We start from the raw sequence: 21575 nt of genomic DNA, 5'->3' as shown, positions 1-21575 counted from the left end.
CTAACACAATACAAATAAACTAATACTAAATATGCTGGGAATGGCTTTAGGTGTATTTTTGCTGTTAAGCCTGTGAGTTTTATGCTTTACAATGAGTACAAGGTACTCATTATTAAAAATAAACACTATTCTCAGAGCGTTAAACTTAGCATGACTGTTTTATTAATTTAATTGGGTATGTTTTAGAGGAGTTCCACTGACCTACATATAAGTTGTCGTCTTGATCTACGCAAATACAATGCACGTGATTAAAAATGTCCCCGTTACTTTGCATCGGCTGTAGTTCTCCATTTATATACTGCGGTTGCGGTGCCCCTAAATTAGCTATTAGCGTGTTACTTTTATCAAATATACTAATAAAACCAGAATCGTCAGCATTTTTATTGTCAATATGCGACCAGCAAACTGGTGCATAAAATAGTTCACCTTTGAACACGGGACCGCCAATATATGCCCCATTAGCGCTAATTCTATCAAGGTACTTACCATCAAACGAAAATACTTTTAAACATTGCTCAAAACGAGAGCTTACTATTAATGTAGGATTTAAGGGATCACGTAAGTCTACTTCAACCCCATGGGTGTTGTGTAAATTGTAATTTTTGTCTTCATTATGGTGACCGCCCCAATGGTTTATATAGCGACCTTGTTTATCATAATGCAGCAAAAAGTCGCTGCCATAACCATCGGTGACATATAAATCCCCATTGGGGGCAATGGCAATGTCAGTAGGGCGAAAAGGTTGCTCGGGTTTATAAGCACCGCACGTTTGTGGATGGCCGATACTGTATATTAGTTTGCCATCTAAGGTCATTTTGGCAATAAAGCCAGCCTGTGGAATGACATTGTTAGTAGGGCTATCCCATTGCTCTGTGCTGTGACCATCCCAGTGGCGATTAACAATCCAGCCACTATCTACAACGTATAGAAATTCTTGCTCGCCTTCTTTTACAATTTTTATAGCGTGTCCAGCAGGAAAAGAGCTTCCAAAAGCGTCAAGTAATTCACCGTTTTGGCTATACACTAAAATATTATTAGTCGTGTTATCGGTGATCATAAATATTCTCCCTTGTGAGTCCATCACCATCGCATGACAATTTTCTATAGGGTATTTATTGGGGTTTAACTTTCCCCAGTGGGCGTCTATTTTGTATTTAAATTTACCTTGGCCAATTATTTTCCCGTGTGGGTCTTCGTCATTTTTAGGAGTAGCGTGAGGTATAAGGTGTTTTTGCTCTGAGGTTAACATACAGAATTTTCCATATAAAAAAACCAGCTTATGCATTGGGCTATAATGCATAAGCTGGTTTAGGCTAGAAGGTTACTTTAAGTGCGTTCTTTTGCTTTAAAATTTAAAATAGCATCATCGTTAACGCGATTTAATGGATAATAAACAGCTTCGTTTTCTTTAAATGGCTGGTTGCTAATCGCATTGTAAGCACTGATCATTGACCAACGAGGTTCGGCAGCGCGGTTTTGATTTGATTTATGCAGTAAATTACAGTGGAAAAACAGTACATCACCTGGTTCAAGTTCTACATTTATAAGTTCATGGTACTTCATTGCTTCTTCTACAAACTCTAAACAGGCGCCTTTTTGGTCACCGGTTTTACTGTGATCCAATCGTCCCAAATGATGTGAGCCTTTAAGTACTTGCAAGCAACCATTTTCTTGCGTCGCTTTATTAATGGCGACCATACAGCTAATTGATTTTGGATAAAGCATGTAATTATCACGATGCCAGTAGCCAAAATCTTGGTGCCATTCCCAGGCGCCACCTACAAATGGTTCTTTCATCATAATTTTAGTGCTGGTGTGGTACACCTCTTCGCCAATAAGTGTTTCGCATACTTCAATTAAGCGACGACCGCGAGAAAACATACTGTATAAATCGTCGCCTGTTTTTTGCCATAAACAGACTTTACTTACAGCGCCATCGGCGTCTTTTTTGTCCCATGCTCGTTCATAGAGTGTATCGTCATTAAAAGCAGTTTGTTGTAGTAGCTCAATTTCATCAGCGCTGTAGTAATTTTTGACAATAATATAACCATCACGGTGAAAATCAGCTATTTGTTGTGGTGTTAAATAAGTGTGTGACATAAATGTAGTTCCATTTTCTCTTGCAGTTGTATATTGTTAACAATGGTTGCTCGGTTAAGCATCTAGGTCAAGCGTAATTTATATAAAAATATAGAATTCATATACGAATGAGTTTTTTTTCATTAAGCTATTGATTTTAAACCATTATTAAAAATTTAAAGCTAAAAAAAAGTTTTAAATTTATATATAAACAAACATATTGTTTATCAATTTTAAAAGGCATAAATAAGTACAAATGAACGATAAATCAAAAACTAAATATGCAGTTCCTGCTTTAGATAAGGGGTTGGATATATTAGAATTTTTAGCAAAAAATAAAAGGCCTTGTACACAAAGTGAGATAGCGGCTGGTATTTTAAAAACACCTAACGAAGTCTATAGAGTACTTGTTGGGCTTGAAAAACGCGGTTATCTAATTCGCTCTGAAACCTCTGGTCGATATCATTTGTCATTAAAGTTGTATAATTTATCGCGAAGTATTTCACCAATGGATAATGTACTAAAATCGGCCTTGCCACATATGGAAGATCTAGCTGTAAATATTGAACAGTCATGTCATCTAAGTATGCTTTATCAAAGCCAAGCTATGGTGGTAGTGCAAGCGCGTAGCAAAAGCCCTATGCATTTGAGTATTGCAGAGGGGGCTTTATTTCCACTTAGTAGCTCAAGCGCTGGTAAACTGCTTTTAGCCAACAGTAATGACGAAGTGCGGCAAATGCTTATCGAACACGATGAAATTTACAGTGCTAGTAAAGACGCCTATAAAGTATTATTAAATGAGCTAAATACAATCAAAGTGCAAGGGCACATAATGCAAAGCAATCCACTTATCGCCGGAGTACACGATTTTAGTGTCTTAATTGGCAGGCCTAATGCAAATTTAATAGCTGCATTGACCATTTCTTCTTTTGACTCAACCCTAAACACTCACGCTAATAAACACAGTGTAATTAGCGAGCTTAAAAATACCGCCCAAAAAATAACCTCATTATTAGAGCGCTAATACCAACTAGCGCTTTTGTAGGGAGCAACCCGCTCAACAGTCATGTATAAGTCTCAGTACTTTACTGCTTGCTTACAATATCGAATAAAAAACCAACGCTAACTGTAAAATAAATGGTCAATTTGTTTGACTTAATTAGCTAAACTAATTTATTGTAAAGTTAATTGTTAACAATATTATAATGACAATAAGCATCCCGTAAATAATCCGTCAACGATTACACGTAATAAACACAATATTTAGGTGCAAAAATGACTAACACACAATTTAAATTAAATGCGATTTGCGCAGCAATGCTGATAACTTCTCCTGTAAGTTATGCCGCGCAGGAAAACGAGACAACTGTACAAAGTGATGTTGAAGTTATCCAAGTAACAGGTATCAGAAGCGCATTAAGTAAATCTGCTTCAATAAAGCAAGATTCATCAGGCGTAGTTGATGCTATATCAGCAGAGGACATTGGTAAGTTACCTGATACTAACTTAGCTGAATCGCTGCAACGTATTAGTGGTGTATCAATCGACCGTGCAAACAATGAGGGCAACCAAGTTAGTGTTCGGGGTTTTGGTCCTGGCTTTAATTTAGTAACCTTAAATGGTCGTCAAATGCCAAACTCTTCGGTTTTACAAGAAGCGGGAGTTTCTCGCAGCTTTAACTTTAGAGAAATCGCGGCTGAAAGTGTGTCGGGTGTATCAGTTTATAAAACGGGTAAAGCGAATGTAGCCTCAGGCGGTATTGGCGCAACCATTAATATAAATACAGCAAAACCATTTGATTTTGACGGTTTTAAAGCATTTGCAAATGCAAAGGCAATTAAAGACACCAGCTCAGAGAAATCAAACGTAACACCAGAAATTTCGGGAATGGTTAGCCAAACATTCGCTGATGATACGTTTGGTGTTTTACTTGCGCTGTCGCATTCAGAGCGAGAAAGTGGCCGAGAGCGCGTAGGCACATCGCAAGGTTGGGTACGTAACCGAGCAAATGCTGCCGGTGTTGATAGCAGTGCAATTGATACAACAGTTAATCCAACGAGTACTTATTGGGTACCTTGGACGCCAGAAATGGAGCGCTTTGAAACTAAGCGAGAACGCCAAAATGCGCAGTTGGTTTTACAGTATGCTCCTAGTGACAACTTAACGGCTACACTTGATTACACTTTATCGCGCTTTGAAGAAATTAGTAACACAAATAAAATGGCATTTTGGTTCGATAACCCAACAGGCACCGCCGATGAAAATGGCACTTTAGTCGATATTAAAAATGCAAATGATGAGTTGAATTTTTGGGCGTGGGAGCTTTACGAAGAAAAAGAAAACGATTCATTAGGCTTAAATTTAGCATGGCAAGCAAGCGATTCATTGAAACTTACGTTTGACGCTCATAACTCTACATCACACTCAAACCCAGATGGTGATACAGCTGAAACAATTGCAAATTTAAAGAATGTCCCAGGTTTGGTTAAATCCATCAGTGCTAACTTCTCTGGTGACATTCCGAGTATTGGGGTTGATGATTCAACATTGGCGGGTGGGGCTTACAACCCAGCTAATATTGTGTCAGATTTATATCAGCGCCGTGGTTATGAAATGAAAAATACCATTAAGCAGTATCATGCAAGTGGGCAATGGGAGAATTTGAAGAGTGGGGCACTCAGCGCTATAAATTTTGGTGTAATGTATACCGATTACCAAATTGATACTTATCTTTCTGAGCAGTTCTCATTTGTGGATATTCCTCTAGACAACCTAGGGCTAACCTTTGATGAACAAGGTGACTTTGCTGATGAGTTTTCAGGTTCGGATCAGCTATTTCCGTTTATTCCACGTTACAGTGCCAACGATTTTGTAGATATTGTCAGAGATGAAGGATTATTTATTGAGCCAAATATTTCTACAAATGGGGTTGAGGAGCAAACGCTCGCGATATATGTATCATTTGATCTTAAAACCGAATTTAACGATATTCCAATTGATATGAATGTCGGTGTGCGCTACGAAGACACCGATGTAACAGGTTATTCAGTCAAGCCTGGGGTTGTTGCTTTTAACTATCGTCATGCTGAAGAGCTTCGCCCTGTATTTGCTGCAACAGCAACACCGCAGGAGCTTGAAGGCGGTTATACACGTATATTACCAAACTTTGATATAAGCGCCGACTTAGATGACGGCTTTAAAACTCGTTTTTCATATAGTCGTACATTAGCTCGTGCAGGTATTGGTGGTATGTTCCCATCAACTACCATTAACGCCCGTCCTGAAGGACCGTTTAATGCATCGCAAGGTAACCCTAACTTATTGCCAATTACGTCAGATAACTTTGATTTCTCAGTTGAGTGGTATGGAGACGACGGAAGCTATGCATCAGTTGGTTACTTTAAAAAGTTTGTTGAAAACTTCATTGGTGCAGGCGTAGTGCAAGGTACGCTAAATGATGTAAATGGCGAGCCGTTACGCGATCCAAGTGTTAACCCCCGCCCTGGTTGTCCAGATAGTTCAGATACACCTAACCCAGCATGTTTAAGCCAAGCGACAGACCCGATTGTTACATTTGATATTGCAACGCCAGATAATTTACAAAATCGTGAAGTAGATGGTTGGGAATTAAATGCGCAGTACATGGTGCCTGATACAGGCTTTGGCGTGGTTGCTAATTATACGATAGTGAATAGCGATGAATCGTTTAAACCGTATGATTTTGACCAAACAATTGCACTAGCAGGACTAAGCGATTCAGGTAATTTGGTCGGCTTTTACGAAAACGATGATTACCAAGTACGTTTAGCCTATAACTGGCGCGATGATTTCTTACTGTCTTTGGGAACTGAGCCTACATTTACAGAGGCGTATGGTCAGCTAGATTTTAGTTTTAATTACACCATTAACGACACCTTGGGTGTTAGCTTTGATGCACTTAATTTAACGAATGAAACAACACGCCGCCATGGTCGTTTTGCAGAGCAATTAGTATCTGCTGAGCAATATGGTCCGCGCTTTAGCATTGGCTTAAGTGCTAAATGGTAAGTTAGTTTATTGACAAATAATACAAAACGACAGCTCAGCGCTGTCGTTTTTGCCTTTTAACTAACGAGGTTGCTATGAACGATGATATTAAATCAATAGTAATAGTTGGCGGTGGAACTGCAGGATGGCTAAGTGCAGGAATAATTGCGGCGTATTTGCAAAAACATCACAGCAAAAAAATAAATATAACGCTGTTAGAGTCCTCAGATATTCCTACAGTTGGCGTTGGAGAAGGAACTTGGCCTACAATGCGCAGAACCCTTAAAGACATGGGTATTCGTGAAACTGAATTTATTAAAAAATGTAATGTGTCGTTTAAGCAAGGTGCTAAATTTGCTAAGTGGGTAACCGGAGAAAATGATGATTACTATTATCACCCGCTTGAGCTACCTACGGGGATGTTTGAAAATAATTTAGCCACCAGTTGGCTTAATATTAATAACGCACAACCTCCTTTTGCCCAGTATGTAAGTGCGCAGCAATCAATATGCGAAAGCGGATTAGCTCCCAAACAAATCACCACACCCGAATTTAGTGCAATAGCAAATTATGCTTATCACTTGGATGCAGGCTTATTCGCTACATTTTTAAAAAACCACTGCATTGATAATCTTAATGTTAAACACATTGTAGGCACTGTCGCCGGTGTAAATAATTGTACAAATGGCGATATTAAAAGCGTTAGCCTAAATAATAAAATAGAGATAGCTGGGGATCTATTTATTGATTGCAGTGGTTTTAAATCGTTATTACTAGGTGAGAACTTAGGGGTGGGGTTTAAATCTTGTAAAGATGTATTATTTGCTGATAGTGCGCTTGCCATACACATGCCATACAAAGATGACGAACCAATATGCTCGCATACTTTATCTACAGCACAAACATCGGGCTGGATTTGGGATATAGGATTACAAACACGCCGTGGAATAGGGCATGTGTACTCTAGTAAACACATTAGTGATGAAGATGCTAAGCAGCAATTATTTGATTACTTAAATATTAATAAAGATCAGCAAAGCGAATACAAAGTTAAAAAGCTTAGTTTCGAACCAGGGCATCGTGAAAAATTTTGGCATAAAAACTGTGTCGCAGTAGGCCTCTCAGCTGGTTTTTTAGAGCCACTGGAAGCCTCCGCTTTATTACTGGTAGAAATATCAGCCAATTTTGTTGCGCAGCAATTTCCGGCCAATAGGCATGTAATGAATATAACCGCCCAGCGTTTTAACCGTACATTTAGCTACCGATGGGAGCGAATAATCGACTTTTTAAAGTTGCATTATATGTTGAGTAAACGAACCGACAGCCCATTTTGGCAAGCGCACTGTCATCAAAATACTATTCCACAAAGCTTAAAAGATAACTTATCACTTTGGGAATTTCATACACCAAGCGATAACCACTTTGATCATTCACAAGAAGTGTTTCCAGCAGCAAGCTATCAATATGTGATGTATGGCATGGGGTTTACAGGCTCAAGCGAACTGTATGGCAACTCAGAAAGTTATTTTAAAAAGGCCATTGCGCTTGTTAATAACAACCAGCAATACACCCAAAAATTACTTAATAAATTACCTACTAATAAAGCATTATTAGCGCAAATTAATCAATTTGGTATGCAGCAAATATAGTTAAAACATAAGAGCGACACACTATGACAAACTCAGTATTACTCGATAAAGATACACATAAGCACACGCGCATTAAAACTGAACGCGGTACACAATACGGCGAAGCAGTAAACTACATTCCGGTTATTGCTGATGAGCTTGCTCAACTTGCATTAGACTACCCAGTCTATTTTATGAAGAACAATCAAACTGGCCAGTTTGAACTATATGCTTTAACTGGCTTTGATGAGGGGCAAAACTTATTTTTACAAAATGATATATGGCATGCCACATACGTACCTTTACACTTACAGCGACAACCATTTAAGTTAGGAATAGGAAATAAACTTACTAACAAGACCGAGCAAACAGATCTCGCTGTTACAATTAACGAACAACACCCAAGAGTAAATAATAGTGAGGGAACACGGTTATTTAACGAAACAGGGGAGCCAACCACATATCTAAATAATGTGAGTGAGCAATTGATAAAGCTTATGCATGGCGGCGAACGTACAACCGCTTTTATCAATACTTTACTAAAACACGATTTAATTGAAGCAATACAGCTAAACATCACTAAACCAAATGGCAAAACACAAGGCTACAATGGCTTGTATTCTATTGCCGCAGATACACTACAGCAACTACCTGCAGAAGCACTAAACGGCCTGCACTCAATGGGTTATATACAAGCTTGTCATCTAATCTTATGTTCAAGCGGGCATGTTAAAAAATTAGTAAAATGGTTACATTGCAGTGATTGAACAGTAGTGTTGTTTATGTATTTCTATTAGCGTAATTTGATCATTAAACTATTTTAAAAGGAATTTGTATGATTAAGCTAACTCTATTTTTAGCTACGACGTTAAATGTAAATACAGCCTCGTTTGAAGAAGATATGGTAACTGCATTACTTGAAAGAACAACACATAACGTTACCTACGATGGGTCTTATCGCTCAATAACTTACCCTGGTGGGGATGTACCAAAGAATACTGGTGTGTGCACAGATGTTATAATTAGATCATATCGTCAATTGGGTGTTGATTTGCAAAAGCGTGTTCATGAGGACATGGTAAAAAACTTTGAGCTATATCCCTCTAAGCGTATTTGGGGTTTAACCAAACCTGATAAAAATATAGATCACCGACGAGTCCCTAACCTGCAAGTATATTTTAAACTGCATGGACAAGAGCTTACTAAATCTAATAACGCGAGTGACTACAAGGCAGGCGATATCGTCACGTGGATGCTGCCGGGTAATTTACCGCACATTGGTATGGTTATTAAAGAGCAAGATACACGTTCTGGTAGTCCGTTGATTGTACATAACATTGGGCGAGGGCCTGAAAAAAGCGATATCCTTTTTGCCTATAAAATTATAGGACATTATAGATTTGTGCCTGAAAAGTACACAAATTCATTTAATTAAGTAATCTATTTTTAGACAAGAAAATGGTGTTGTTAATAGGGTGTAAATTTTGTATCTTGGTTGTTGAGTGCTAAGTGTGGATTTTGCTTATGTAATTCTGTATTTGAGTAATAGATAATTACTATATTACATAAGTTTTTCTTTTACAGAGGTAAAACCTACTTTAACTGCTTAAAAAATTGATAACCTTCTGCATTTTTCAGCTTTTTAGTAAAGCTCATTCCTAAGCTTTTTAGCTTTACTGCATTATTATATGTGCTGATTTTGGATTTTAACTCACTCACGGCCTGCGCTGTTGCGCCAATGCTATCAAGTGCTAAAAAGTACAAGTAAGCGTATTGCACGTTGTTACTTTCAAGTGCCATTGCGTGTTTGAATGAGCCAACAGCAGCGGGTTTGTTACCGCTTCTAATAAGCGCCATACCATTTGCATAATGTAGCGGCGCAGAGCTAGGCACTGCTGTTAAACCATTATTAAGCACGCTTTGCATTTTTTCTGTTTGGCCAAGTCGGTAATAAATGTCGGCTAGATTCACATAACTTGCATCAAAGTAAAAATCAACGCTAATGCCTTTTTGTAACGATTCAATGGCGCCGTTTATGTCTTGCTTGTTAAGCGCGAGCATACTTTGATTGATGTTACCTTCACCGCGCCATGTATTTACGTTATTAGCGTGTGCAAGCTCTATAATTGATTGATTAAGCCCGCTTATTTGCGTTGCTGTTTGGCTTAGGTTTTGCGCTGCGGCAACACGCACCGACTTTAATTTGTCGGTTAATAGTTGTTTGTAGCTTTTTAAGCGCTCTGCTTCGGGCAGTAAAAAACCTACTTTAGCAATCGCCAAGCGAATAAGCGGAAGCGGTGAATTAACCCAACTTTTTACTGTGGCATCGTTTAGCTCAGCTCCTGAATTGCCTAAATAAGAAATTGCACTGGCGCGATCTATTTCGTTTAACGAAAAGTCATTAATTAAGCGCATATGTGCATTTTGCGATATGGCTTTGAGTGAGCGTAACTCAAGCATACTGTGCTCACTTGCACTTAATGCCGGTGCTTTACCATGCCATTTTTCAAGCGTGCTTGCTGCCCATTCGTTTGTTTGACCGTCGTGGCATTGCACACACGCATTGGGTGTATCGTATTTTATTGATATATCAGGGCGAGGAATTTTAAAGCTATGGTCGCGCCTATCATCAACGCCCATGTACCTAGTTGTAGGCATATGACAGCTAACACATTGTGCACCGGTTGATTGTTCTTTATGACGATGATGCTCGGGTTTGTTGTATTCACTGGCACTGTGACACTGCAAGCACAGCCCATTTGTTTTTGTTTTAACTTTCATAGTGTGTTTATCGTGGCAGTCAACACAGTTAACACCGGCTTTGTACATTTTACTTTGTGCAAAAGAGCCAAACACATACACTTCTTCTTTAATTTGACCATCGGCGTGATACAAATTAGGTTCTAAAAATGAAGGACTAAATTGGTCCAAAAACGCTTGGTTGTTATCAAAACCATCAGTAAGCGGGCTTCTAAGCGAGTGGCACGCATAACAGCCTTGCATAAAGCTGTTATCGCGGGGCTCACCTTGCCAAGTAGCAATTTTATTATCGCCGATAATTTTCCACTGCGACATATTGGTTGGGCTTGTTTGAGCTGCCTTTATGATTTTTTTAGTTTTATGTTCGTCCGTTATATTATTGTGGCAAGATTTACAGCCCACATTTATATTTGAAAAGTGCGTATCAAAGCTTTCTTTTTCAGTATTGTAATTACGCTTTAAATTATCCGAATGGCAATCGGCGCACATCCCGTTCCAGTTTTGCAGTGGTTGCAGCCAATGTAGACGGTCGTTTGGTTTTACATCTTCGTTAGCGTAGTTTGCATACCAACGCTGCCCGCCAAGTGCTTTGGCGCGACTATCCCATGCAAAAGGAAATACTTGGTACTTACCTTTTTCAACTTCAATTAAATACTGTTGCAGCGGGTCAAAGCCAAATACATAATTTACGGTGTACGTTTTTTTAGTACCTTGCTCGGTTAAATTAACTAAAAAGGCATCTTTTTCTTTATAAAACACGGCTTTTTGGGAAAAGTGGGTCGCCGTTACATTATTAAAATCACCAAGCACGGTATCTTTATTGGCTAAAGCCATTGAACTTGCATGGTCTGATTGTTTCCAATCGCTGGTTTGTTTTTGATGACAAGATTGGCATTCATCGTTTGCACTAGCTGAAAAACAGCTGCATAAAAAAAGAATAGCAAAAAGGCTGTTTTTTATATTTATCATTTTAGAATCCACCTTTAATAGCACACGAATGCATACTTAAAATTAAATAACGGGCCGCAGCTAAGCACTTAATAAATGGGCTTTACCTTTAAGCTGATACTGTTATTAGGCTTAAGTAATAGTGAGAAATTGAAAAATTAATTTTAAAATATCATACATCATATGTTTGCAATATTGTTATGTTTTGTTTAGTGTAGCGATATTGTGATTTATAAACGCATTATTTACAACTCAACCATAAAATTAACTAGCCGTAATAGTCTAATATAACCAATATGTTAGCTATGGTGTAATTAATATTTTTTAGCTATGTGCTTAACTATTATATTAAATAGGAAACTGTGATGAATAAGCTACTTGTTCTTCTTTCTGTATGTTTAGGCTTTTGCGTTAGTGCTAATGCAATGGCAAAAGCACAAACAGAAAAACCTAATATTGTTTTAATTTTTGCTGATGACGCAGGTTTTGGTGATTTTGGCTTTCAAGGTAGTACGCAGCTTAAAACACCTAATTTAGATAAACTCGCCCAAAGCGGTGTCCGTTTTACCCAAGGTTACGTGAGTGATTCTACTTGTGGTCCTTCACGCGCAGGTTTAATGACAGGTAAGTACCAGCAACGTTTTGGTTACGAAGAAATTAATGTACCTGGTTTTATGAGCGATAACTCGGCACTTAAAGGTGCAGATATGGGCTTGCCATTAGATCAAAAAACAATGGGCGATTACCTTAAGGAGCAGGGTTATAAAACAGCGGTATTTGGTAAGTGGCATTTAGGTGACGCCGACAGATTTCATCCTTTAAAACGTGGTTTTGATACCTTTTTAGGTTTTAGAGGTGGCGACAGAAGCTACTTTAACTATTCAGAACAAGAAATGAAAAATGGAAACAAACATTTTTTTGATAAAAAATTAGAACGCGACTTTGGTAATTACGAAGAGCCAAAAGAGTACTTAACCGATGTGTTAGGTAAAGAAGCCGCTAAATACATTGAACAAAACAAAGACGAACCATTTTTCATCTACTTAGCTTTTAATGCAGTACATACTCCGCTTGAATCAGATCCTAAAGATTTAGCTAAGTTTCCAAACTTAACGGGTAAACGTAAAGAACTTGCTGCAATGACCCTAGGTCTAGACAGAGCCAGTGGTTACGTACTTGATAAACTTAAAGAGCTAGGCTTAGATGACAATACTATTGTAGTTTTTTCAAACGACAACGGTGGCCCATCTGATAAAAACGCATCAAATAATGCACCACTTTCAGGTACTAAATCAAACCAGTTAGAAGGGGGAATTCGTGTACCATTTTTAATTAGTTGGCCAAAGCATATTAAACCAGGTTCGACTTACGACTACCCAGTAAGCACACTCGATTTACTGCCTACTTTTTACAGTGCAGCTAAAGGTAAAGCGTTAGGTAGTGATATTGATGGCGTTGATTTACTCCCTTATATTCAAGGTGAAAACACAGCACGCCCACATAAAGTGATGTACTGGAAAAAAGAAAACAGAGCTGTAATACGCGATAACGATTGGAAACTTATTCGTTACCCAGACAGACCTGCAGAGCTATACGACCTAAGCTCTGACATTAGTGAACAAACAGATTTAGCAGCAAAAAATCCTGAACGTGTTAAAACTATGTTTAAATCATTGTTTGAATGGGAATTAACGTTAGAGCGCCCGCGCTGGTTATTAAAAAGAAAATACGAAAAATATGATATAGACCGCATGGATAAATACCGTTTACCAGCAACTCAACCTTAATAACGCATAGGTAATAATAATGAAAATAGAATCCGTTGAAGCGCTTTTAGGCTGCGTAGGAAAACGTAATCAGCTATTAGTAAAAGTAGTAACCGAATGTGGCATAGTTGGCTGGGGCGAATCGGGTTTATCAAATCGAGAGCAGGCAGTTATTGGTGCAATACAGCACTTTTCGGGTTTTTTAAAAGGGCAAGATCCGCGTAAAATAGGCCGTATTTGGCAAGAGCTTTATCGTAGTCATTATTTTGAAGGGGGCCGTGTAATTACGGCTGCTATTTCGGCAATTGATATTGCACTTTATGATATTTTAGGTAAGTCATTACAAGTGCCTGTTTATCAGTTGTTAGGGGGTAAACAACGCGAGCACATAGCGTGCTTTGCGTGTTGTTATACAGAAGCAGATCCTGATAAATTTGACGATTTAGTTAAAGAAGCAAAAGCGCTTATCGCGCTCGGCTGGACAACAATAAGAGTCATACCGAGTCGTTTTGACGACCCTGTTTTTTTTGAACCACAAGAATCTATAACGCGCACAGCTCGCTGCTTAAATGAGCTGCGTAAAGTTCTTGGGCCTGATATTACACTCGGTATTGATTACCATCACAGATTAAGCGTGGCTGAGGCCGCTTCGTTTTGCCAACGTTTAAAGCCCGACACACTCGATTTTATTGAAGAACCTATTCGTCATGAATCTCCTGATGCCTATAAAACACTGCGTACTTTAACGCATATTCCTTTTGCAATTGGTGAAGAGTTTAGCTCTAAATGGGCAGCTAAGCCTTATATAGAACAGGGACTTACTCAGTATTTACGTGTGGATGTGTGTAACATTGGAGGCTTAACAGAAGCAATGAAAGTGGCTGGTTGGGCTGAGGCACATTATATAGATGTTATGCCACACAACCCGCTTGGTCCCGTGTGTACAGCAGCAACAAATCACTTTGCAGCAGCACTACCAAACCTAGGCTTAATGGAAACACACCAAGGTCCGTTTAGTGAATTTGGCGCCCATGATCCACTTCTTTTTCCGAAGCAGCATGTATTAACAGGCAATAAATTTACTATTCCTGAAGTACCAGGTTTAGGTGTTGAAGTGAACGAAGCCGACTTTAGATTGGCAACCCCAGTAGAAACCGAAGCGCCGCATTTATCAAAGCGTGATGGTTCACATACCAACTGGTAACTAGTTAGAGAGTTAAATGAATACACTTACAGCGACTGTTTTTGATAACACACTAAATTTTGTCGGCGAGGGCCCTTTGTGGCACCCGATCACACAAACGCTTTATTGGGTTGATTTTCCAAACCATATTTTGTACAGCAAAAAAGGCGACCATAAAGTTGGGCAACGCTTAGATGATATGGTTACCGCTCTGGCTTGGGTAAACAAGGAAACCCTATTACTAGCAAGTGATAAAGGCCTAAGTGCCTATAATACCAGTACGCATAAGCAAACTTTCTTGTGCAGTGTTGAAGCAGATAAACCTGACAACAGAAGTAACGACGGACGTGCCGATCCGTGGGGTGGGTTTTGGATAAGCACAATGCATGGCGATGCTAAAGAAAACGAAGGGGCTATATATCGTTTTCACAACGGAGTACTTACTCAGGTTGTTAGTGATTTAACGATACCCAACGGTATTTGTTTTGATAAGTCGCGTGCTAAAGCTTATTACGCAGATTCGAAAACGCAAAAAATTTACCGATTTGACGTCGACTCACTTACGGGTTCGCCAATAGGGGAGAGTGTGTTGTTTTTTGACTATTCAAGTTCAGCTGTATCACCTGATGGGGCTGTAATTGATAGCGAAGGCAACATGTGGATTGCACTTTGGGATGGCGCGCGTGTAGATTGCATATCACCCGAAGCAAAGGTAATTGAAAGCTTAGCGACTCAAACACCTCGCCCTACCTGCCCAGCGTTTGGCGATGACGGTACAACACTTTACGTAACGTCAGCACAATGTGGCCTAGAAGATACCCCATTTGATGCCATACCTCACGGCACTACGCTTGCATTTAAAAATGCGGTAAAAGGCGTGTTTGAGCCTTGCGTTAAAATAGACGGCTTTTAATTTTAAGTATTTACTTTAAATATTAATTTTGTGTTTTTCCTCTTACATTAATTAGATGTGAGAGGAAAAACACATTGCACAGATAAACATCATATGTTTATATTGTTTTTACTAATTCTATCAATGTTATTCTTTTATATGTTGTAGAGCACTCATTACCAACACAGTAAAAGTATAAAAATAAAACTAAGGGTAATACATTGAAAGACACACACACACAATCAACAAAAGCAATTAAGTACTCCCTCATTGCAGCATTTGGCGGATTTGTATTTGGCCTAGACGCGGCCAATATATCGGGGGCGTTACGCTATGTTAGCTCGCAGTTTGAGCTAACCAGTTTGCAAACAGGTAATGTTGTTGGTTGCGCCATTGTTGGCGTAATCATCGCACTGTTTTTTACAGGTACTTTATGTCAAAAATTTGGTCGTAAAAAGGTACTTATTGGCATTGCTTTAACGTATTCACTCTCTACGGTTATTTCTGCTTTTGCAGTAAGTTACCCCATGCTGGTTGTTGGGCGTTTTATAGGAGGGGTCGCATTTGCCTCTATAACTGTCTCAGCCATGTATATTGGTGAAATTGCACCCGCTAATAAACGAGGCCAATTTGTATCATTTAATCAGTTGCTTATAACATTAGGTAGTTTATTTGCGTTTGTTGTTAATTACTTTTTTGTTAAAAACATGGGCTCAATTGAATGGTTAAATGAAGCCAATATTTGGCGTTATATGCTTGGCTTTGAAATTGTGCCTAATATTATTTGGTTTTCGTTATTAATGACGATTCCTGAATCTCCGCGCTGGTTAATAAGCAAAAAACGTGATGAAGAAGCACGCGCCGTATTCAAAGGTATGGGAATCAATAACAACGATACCGAAGTAGTACTTAATGATATTAAAGCAACCATTCAAGAAGATTCAAAAAACAGTGCGCTTGAACAACTTAAAGTCTTGTTTAGTAAGCCTATGCGTTTTGTTGTATTACTTGCTGTATGTTACGCAGTAGTGCAGGGCGCAACCGGCATGAACGCGGTATTGTTTTATGCACCTACGGTATTTGAACAAATAGGTATGAGCGTCGAAAACTCATTCTTGCAAACAATAGTACTTGGTGCGGTATCTGTATTATTTACATTGGTCGCCATATTTTTTGTTGAAAAACTCGGCAGAAGAACATTAACGATTACCGGTTTACTGCTTATTGCTGTTGCGCATGTATCAATTTGGTATGGCTTTGAAAATGCCACGTACTCACTTAACAGTGAAGCAATAACCAAAGTTGCAGAGCAAAAAGTAGATATTACAAAGCTGCACGTTTTCGAAAATAAAATATACAGCACCGATGTTGCTCTAAAAGCAGATCTTGCCACTATTTACAGTAAAAAAGAGCTACCAGTTGTTACGGGTGCAATTATTAATGCTTCTATAAATATTAGTCCTGCGTATGTTTTATTTGGACTATTTGCATTTTTAGCGGCTTTTAATATGTCGATAGGGCCAATAATGTGGGTGATATTTTCGGAGATATTTTCAAGCCGAGTACGCAGCGTTGCGCTACCATTTGCTGCCTTAGTACAGAGTATTTCTAGCTGGAGTATTCAGCAGTTTTTCCCTTGGCAATTAGAGAACATGGGCGCAGCAAACACGTTTTTATATTACGGAGGCGTCGCTATTGTAGGCTGTATTGTTATGGCATTCATACTTCCCGAAACTAAGGGCAAGTCTATTGAGGCCATTGAACGCGATTTGGTCCCTGGGTTCAATAAATAAGGAATATGACTATGTCATCACGATTATTAAACGAAGTTGCTATTGTCACTGGCGCAGCCGATGGTATTGGAAAAACAGTTGCACGCGTATTTTGTGAGCAAGGTGCTAAAGTGTGTGTTGCTGATATAAATAAAGAAATGGGTGAAAGTCTTGTAGCAGAGCTAAAAAGCAAAGGTTTTGATGCTATTTTTGCTCATACCGATATTAGTGATGAAACGGCTATAAAAAGCATGGTTGAAAAAGTAGTTAATGAACTCGGCAAGCCCAGTATTTTAGTTAATAACGCGGCTTTAATTAGCCCCGGGCGCAACGTAGATGACGTTACTCCACAAATGTGGCGGGATAGCTTTGCGGTTAATGTTGAAGGTATGTGGCAGTGTGCTGTAGCTGTACTTGAGCATATGAAAGACTTAGGCCGTGGCAGTATTATAAATGTAGGTTCAGTACATTCTTATAAAATTGTACCGGGATATTTTCCATATGCGGTAACTAAGCATGCGGTTATAGGGTTAACTAAAAACTTGGCCGTTGAATACGCAAAGCACAACATACGAGTAAACGCACTTTGCCCAGGCATGATAGAAACACCTATGGCGTTTAAGTCGTGGGAGCAAACAGACGATCCGCAAGCTTCACGCAAAGCAATGGGCGATGTACATCCTTTAAAACGAAATGGAACAACTGAAGAAATCGCTTATCCAGCCGTATTTTTAGCCAGTTCAGATTCGAGTTTTATGACAGGGCAAAGCTTAATTATTGATGGTGGCCGTTCTGTAATTTATCACGATTAAAGTGCTTAATTTAACACACTGTAAAGCTCATGGGTTTGAGGCTATTTTGCTAAAAAATAGTGAGCTTGCTATCACAGTCATTCCTCAGTTGGGTGCAAAAGTCATCTCTATTGTGAGTTTAAATCACAATAGAGAGTGGCTTGCACACGATAAACAAATTACTTTAAAACCTTCAAAAAACAATGATTTTTCTGAGCATGATAGTGGTGGCTGGGATGAATGTTTTCCGAGTATTTCTCCTCAATTGTATGATTATATCCCCGATAAAGCGCATTTTTCACATGATCATGGGGAGTTGTGGTGCCAGTCATGGCAGATAACGAATACCCATATCAGCGATGAAGAAATAATACTTAGTTTACAAGCTGAGGTTTTTGACTCTACTTTTACATTTATAAGAACGTTTACTTTAAAAAAACACAATAAGCGGCTGCTTGTTGATTACCACGTAAAAAATAACACAACTCATAATCTCCCTTTTATTTGGTCAGCGCATCCTATTTTTGCCATAAAGCCAGAGATGCGTATTTTAATAAATAACAAACAGATGGAGTTTAAAGTTGATGAAGGGCTTAGTCGTTTTTATAACGTTAATAGTGTGTTTGTTGACTGGAATGAGTGTTCAACTAGAGTCCCGCCGCTAAGCAAAGTCATGCCGTATAACAGTGGTTTTGCAAGTAAGGTTTTTAGCAAACACTTAAATACGGGCATTCATAAAGATCAAAATATAATTGTAAAACTGGTTGATGATAAAGCCCGGCAAAGCTGCGGGTTTGAATTTTCATCAGCAAGCATAAGTCATTTAGGGCTTTGGTTTAATTACAATGGTTGGTCTGCCAATGAGCATCTTCCACCTTTTGTGCTTGGGATAGAACCTTGCATAGGCAATAACGATTCTTTACACAAAGCCATGGCGAGTGAAGAGGAGGGCTTAATTAGAGGCAATGCTCATAAATCTTGGCATATGAGTTTTTTTGTTAATTAAATGTATTTTGTGTTTGCTCAATCAAACATCATATGTTTAAATAGTTATTATGTATTGAGGCCAAGTGTCTTACTTTAATCATTTAGCCCTTAGGGTGTTGTAGATAATAATGGAGCGACAGAATGCTTTCTAAACAATTGTATATTGGTGGAAAATTAATAACGAGTGACGCAACGACTGAAATTATTAATCCTGCAACACTCGAAGTTGTAGGCGAAATTTCGGCTGCAGGTATTGATGAGGCAAACATGGCCTTAGAGTCTGCGCAAGAAGCATTTTTAAGTTGGTCTACAACGCCTGCAACAGAGCGTGCTCAATGGATGCTTAAACTGCGTGATGCGGTAATTGCAAACGAGCAACATTTACGTGAATGTGTGCATTTAGAAATGGCTAAACCATGGCAGTCAACAGTTGACGACTTTCAAATGTTAGTTGATAGCCTTAATTTTTACGCTGATGCCATTGTTAATATCGCCGATGAAGAATTAACAGATAATGAAGGTACGCACAGCCACGTTCTTTCGCGTGAACCTGTTGGTGTGGCTGCAGCATTTTTAGCATGGAACTTTCCATTATTAAACTTAGCTTATAAATTAGGGCCGGCCATGGCTGCGGGCTGTCCGCTTGTAGTAAAGCCGTCAAGTAAAACGCCTTTGTCTGCTTATGCAGTAGGCGAATTATGTGAACAAATCGGATTGCCAGCTGGTGTGGTTAATATACTTTCGGGCACGGATAGCACCGTAGGCGATGCTATTTCAGCATCAACTATCCCCTCTGTACTTACTTTAATTGGTTCTACAAATGTGGGTAAACATGTAATTGCAACCGGTGCTACGTCAATCAAGCGTTATTCAATGGAACTTGGTGGTAATGCGCCTGCCATTGTATGCAGCGATGCAAATTTAGATAACGCAGCCGATGTAATTTGTGGCGTTAAGTTTGCCAACGCAGGGCAAATTTGTGTTACTCCAAATCGTGTATTTGTACACGAAAGCGTTGCAGACGAATTTATTGAAAAAGTACTTACTCGTGCAAAAGCAGTAAAAGTTGGTTTTGATAAAAATGATGCTATTGATATGGGCCCGGTTATGGATGCTAACTCATGGCAGCGTATTGATGAGCTAGTTAAAGATGCTCAGCAAAATGGCGCACAATTGCAATTGGGTGGTAAAAAACCTGCCGGTGTTAATGGGTATTTTTACGAACCAACCGTGCTCACAAATGTTGATTCGAGCATGAAAATATACAAAGACGAAATATTTGGCCCCGTTATTAGCATTATTACATTTAGTGATAACGAACAAGTGCTTAGCGATGCAAATGATACGGACGCTGGTTTAAGTTCATTTATTTTTAGCAGTAACGAAGACACTATTTCTTACTTTGCAAAAAATTTACGCTTTGGCGAAGTTCAGGTTAATGGCATTAAATACAGCATTAATTTACCTCATTTTGGTATTAAGCAATCGGGCGTGGGTGTTGATTGTTCGTTGTTAGCTTTAGATGACTACCTTGCATATAAACGTGTTTCTCGCGCGTTAAAGGTTTAGGGAACAGACTATGAAAATCACACAAATTATTAGCCACGTTTTACAATATGACCTAGACGAAGAACTTGGTTATTCGCAGCAATATTACGCTAAACGCACTGCGCATTTAGTTGAAGTTCGTACCGACATAGGTATTACAGGTTGGGGTGAATGTTTTGGCGGTGGTGGCGTTGCGTTTGCCAATAAAACCATTGTTGAGCATGTGATTCAGCCTATGATTTTGGGAATGGATCCTCTCGACAGAGAAGTGATTTGGCATAAAGTTTATAATTTACTACGCGATCATGGCCAAAAGGGAATGCCTATTCAGTCCTTATCAGGGGTAGATATTGCTCTGTGGGACATTGCAGGTAAGTTTTTAGATCAACCCGTTTATAAGTTACTAGGGGGAGCTTTTAGAGACCGGATTCCTGCTTATGGTTACGGAATGATGCTACAAAAGTTTCCAAACCTAGAAGAGCGCTTTACCGAAGAAAGCCAACGTATTAAAGAAATGGGCTTTACGGCAATGAAAATGAAAATAGGCCTTTCACCAGATCGCGATATAAAGCTTGTTGAAGCTGTGCGAAAAGGCATTGGTCGCGATATGCGGCTAATGGTTGACGCTAACCATGCATACACCGCGCGCGAAGCTATTCCGCTAGGTCGAGAGCTGCAAAATTTAGGTGTGTACTGGTTTGAAGAACCGGTCGCACCAGAGGATCATCAAGGCTACCGCGATTTATGTGAAGCACTTGATATGAGCATTGCTGGTGGCGAAGCTGAATTTACTCGTTGGGGCTTTAGAGATTTAATTAAAAATCGCTGCGTTGATTTATTACAACCAGAAGTATGTGCATTAGGTGGAATAACCGAATATCAAAAAGTATTAGCGATGGCGCACGCGCATTTTGTGCCTGTTATAAACCATGTGTGGGGATCGGCTATTGCGGTAGGTACTAACCTACACTTATTGGCTGCATTACCTGATTTACCAGGTGCTGCTCACCCAGTACAGCCTATGCTTGAATACGATACAACGCCAAATTTATTTAGAGAGCAGCTATTGCAAGAGTCTCTAAACATTAACGAGCAAGTTAAAAATAACAACGGCACTGTTGCGCTACCACAAGGTCCAGGCCTTGGTATTGAGCCTGATCTTGATTTTATTAAACATTACGAAGTATCAATTTAA

16 protein-coding genes are annotated in these 21575 nt (G+C 39.1%); 13 read left to right on the top strand and 3 right to left on the bottom strand.

Annotated features, from left to right (window positions below; translation table 11 throughout):
• Positions 1-145 precede the first annotated feature (145 nt).
• Together LOS73_RS13245 and LOS73_RS13240 are read right to left on the bottom strand one after the other, a co-directional pair.
• Positions 146-1249, bottom strand: a complete 1104-nt coding sequence (locus tag LOS73_RS13245; protein WP_457933821.1) for a 6-bladed beta-propeller — start codon at positions 1247-1249, stop codon at positions 146-148.
• 77 nt (positions 1250-1326) lie between these two features.
• Positions 1327-2100: a phytanoyl-CoA dioxygenase family protein gene (locus LOS73_RS13240; RefSeq protein WP_007378079.1), complete on the bottom strand. Its 774-nt coding sequence runs from the start codon at positions 2098-2100 to the stop codon at positions 1327-1329.
• A 235-nt stretch (positions 2101-2335) separates the two neighbouring features.
• Here LOS73_RS13240 and LOS73_RS13235 point away from each other — a divergent pair, with 235 nt between their 5' ends.
• From LOS73_RS13235 to LOS73_RS13215, 5 genes are all read left to right on the top strand, one after another.
• Positions 2336-3103 (top strand): IclR family transcriptional regulator, encoded by a 768-nt coding sequence (locus tag LOS73_RS13235; RefSeq protein WP_096793013.1) that lies wholly within the window; start codon positions 2336-2338, stop codon positions 3101-3103.
• Between the two features lie 251 nt (positions 3104-3354).
• Positions 3355-6126 carry a TonB-dependent receptor gene (locus tag LOS73_RS13230; protein WP_457933820.1) on the top strand — a complete coding sequence of 924 codons (2772 nt, stop codon included), beginning with the start codon at positions 3355-3357 and terminating at the stop codon, positions 6124-6126.
• A 74-nt stretch (positions 6127-6200) separates the two neighbouring features.
• Positions 6201-7754 (top strand): tryptophan halogenase family protein, encoded by a 1554-nt coding sequence (locus LOS73_RS13225; protein WP_457933819.1) that lies wholly within the window; start codon positions 6201-6203, stop codon positions 7752-7754.
• A 23-nt stretch (positions 7755-7777) separates the two neighbouring features.
• Positions 7778-8500, top strand: a complete 723-nt coding sequence (locus tag LOS73_RS13220; RefSeq protein ID WP_457933818.1) for a SapC family protein — start codon at positions 7778-7780, stop codon at positions 8498-8500.
• Between the two features lie 68 nt (positions 8501-8568).
• On the top strand, positions 8569-9168 hold the full coding sequence (locus LOS73_RS13215; RefSeq protein ID WP_457933817.1) for a DUF1287 domain-containing protein: 600 nt from the start codon (positions 8569-8571) through the stop codon (positions 9166-9168).
• A gap of 158 nt (positions 9169-9326) precedes the next feature.
• Here the strand turns inward: LOS73_RS13215 and LOS73_RS13210 are convergent, their stop codons facing one another.
• Positions 9327-11462 carry a multiheme c-type cytochrome gene (locus LOS73_RS13210; RefSeq protein ID WP_457933816.1) on the bottom strand — a complete coding sequence of 712 codons (2136 nt, stop codon included), beginning with the start codon at positions 11460-11462 and terminating at the stop codon, positions 9327-9329.
• A 344-nt stretch (positions 11463-11806) separates the two neighbouring features.
• Between LOS73_RS13210 and LOS73_RS13205 the strand changes: the two genes are divergently transcribed.
• From LOS73_RS13205 to LOS73_RS13170, 8 genes are all read left to right on the top strand, one after another.
• The gene (locus LOS73_RS13205) at positions 11807-13228 is read left to right on the top strand and encodes a sulfatase (RefSeq protein ID WP_457933815.1); all 1422 of its coding nucleotides are present in this window, start codon (positions 11807-11809) and stop codon (positions 13226-13228) included.
• A gap of 19 nt (positions 13229-13247) precedes the next feature.
• Positions 13248-14411, top strand: a complete 1164-nt coding sequence (locus LOS73_RS13200; protein ID WP_457933814.1) for a mandelate racemase/muconate lactonizing enzyme family protein — start codon at positions 13248-13250, stop codon at positions 14409-14411.
• A gap of 16 nt (positions 14412-14427) precedes the next feature.
• On the top strand, positions 14428-15303 hold the full coding sequence (locus LOS73_RS13195; RefSeq protein WP_007378527.1) for an SMP-30/gluconolactonase/LRE family protein: 876 nt from the start codon (positions 14428-14430) through the stop codon (positions 15301-15303).
• A gap of 200 nt (positions 15304-15503) precedes the next feature.
• Complete coding sequence (locus LOS73_RS13190; RefSeq protein WP_457933813.1) at positions 15504-17075, top strand: sugar porter family MFS transporter; 1572 nt, start codon at positions 15504-15506, stop codon at positions 17073-17075.
• Between the two features lie 11 nt (positions 17076-17086).
• A complete protein-coding gene (locus LOS73_RS13185; RefSeq protein ID WP_457933812.1) occupies positions 17087-17866 on the top strand; it encodes an SDR family NAD(P)-dependent oxidoreductase in 780 nt (259 codons plus the stop codon).
• Between the two features lie 46 nt (positions 17867-17912).
• Complete coding sequence (locus LOS73_RS13180) at positions 17913-18851, top strand: hypothetical protein (protein WP_457933811.1); 939 nt, start codon at positions 17913-17915, stop codon at positions 18849-18851.
• Positions 18852-18973: 122 nt separating this feature from the next.
• Complete coding sequence (locus LOS73_RS13175) at positions 18974-20401, top strand: NAD-dependent succinate-semialdehyde dehydrogenase (protein ID WP_457933810.1); 1428 nt, start codon at positions 18974-18976, stop codon at positions 20399-20401.
• A gap of 10 nt (positions 20402-20411) precedes the next feature.
• On the top strand, positions 20412-21575 hold the full coding sequence (locus tag LOS73_RS13170; RefSeq protein ID WP_007378522.1) for a mandelate racemase/muconate lactonizing enzyme family protein: 1164 nt from the start codon (positions 20412-20414) through the stop codon (positions 21573-21575).

It is taken from the genome of Pseudoalteromonas sp. SCSIO 43210 (assembly GCF_054133285.1).
The sequence above is the reverse complement of the archived record's forward strand: the minus strand, read 5'-3'. Positions and strand labels throughout refer to the sequence as shown.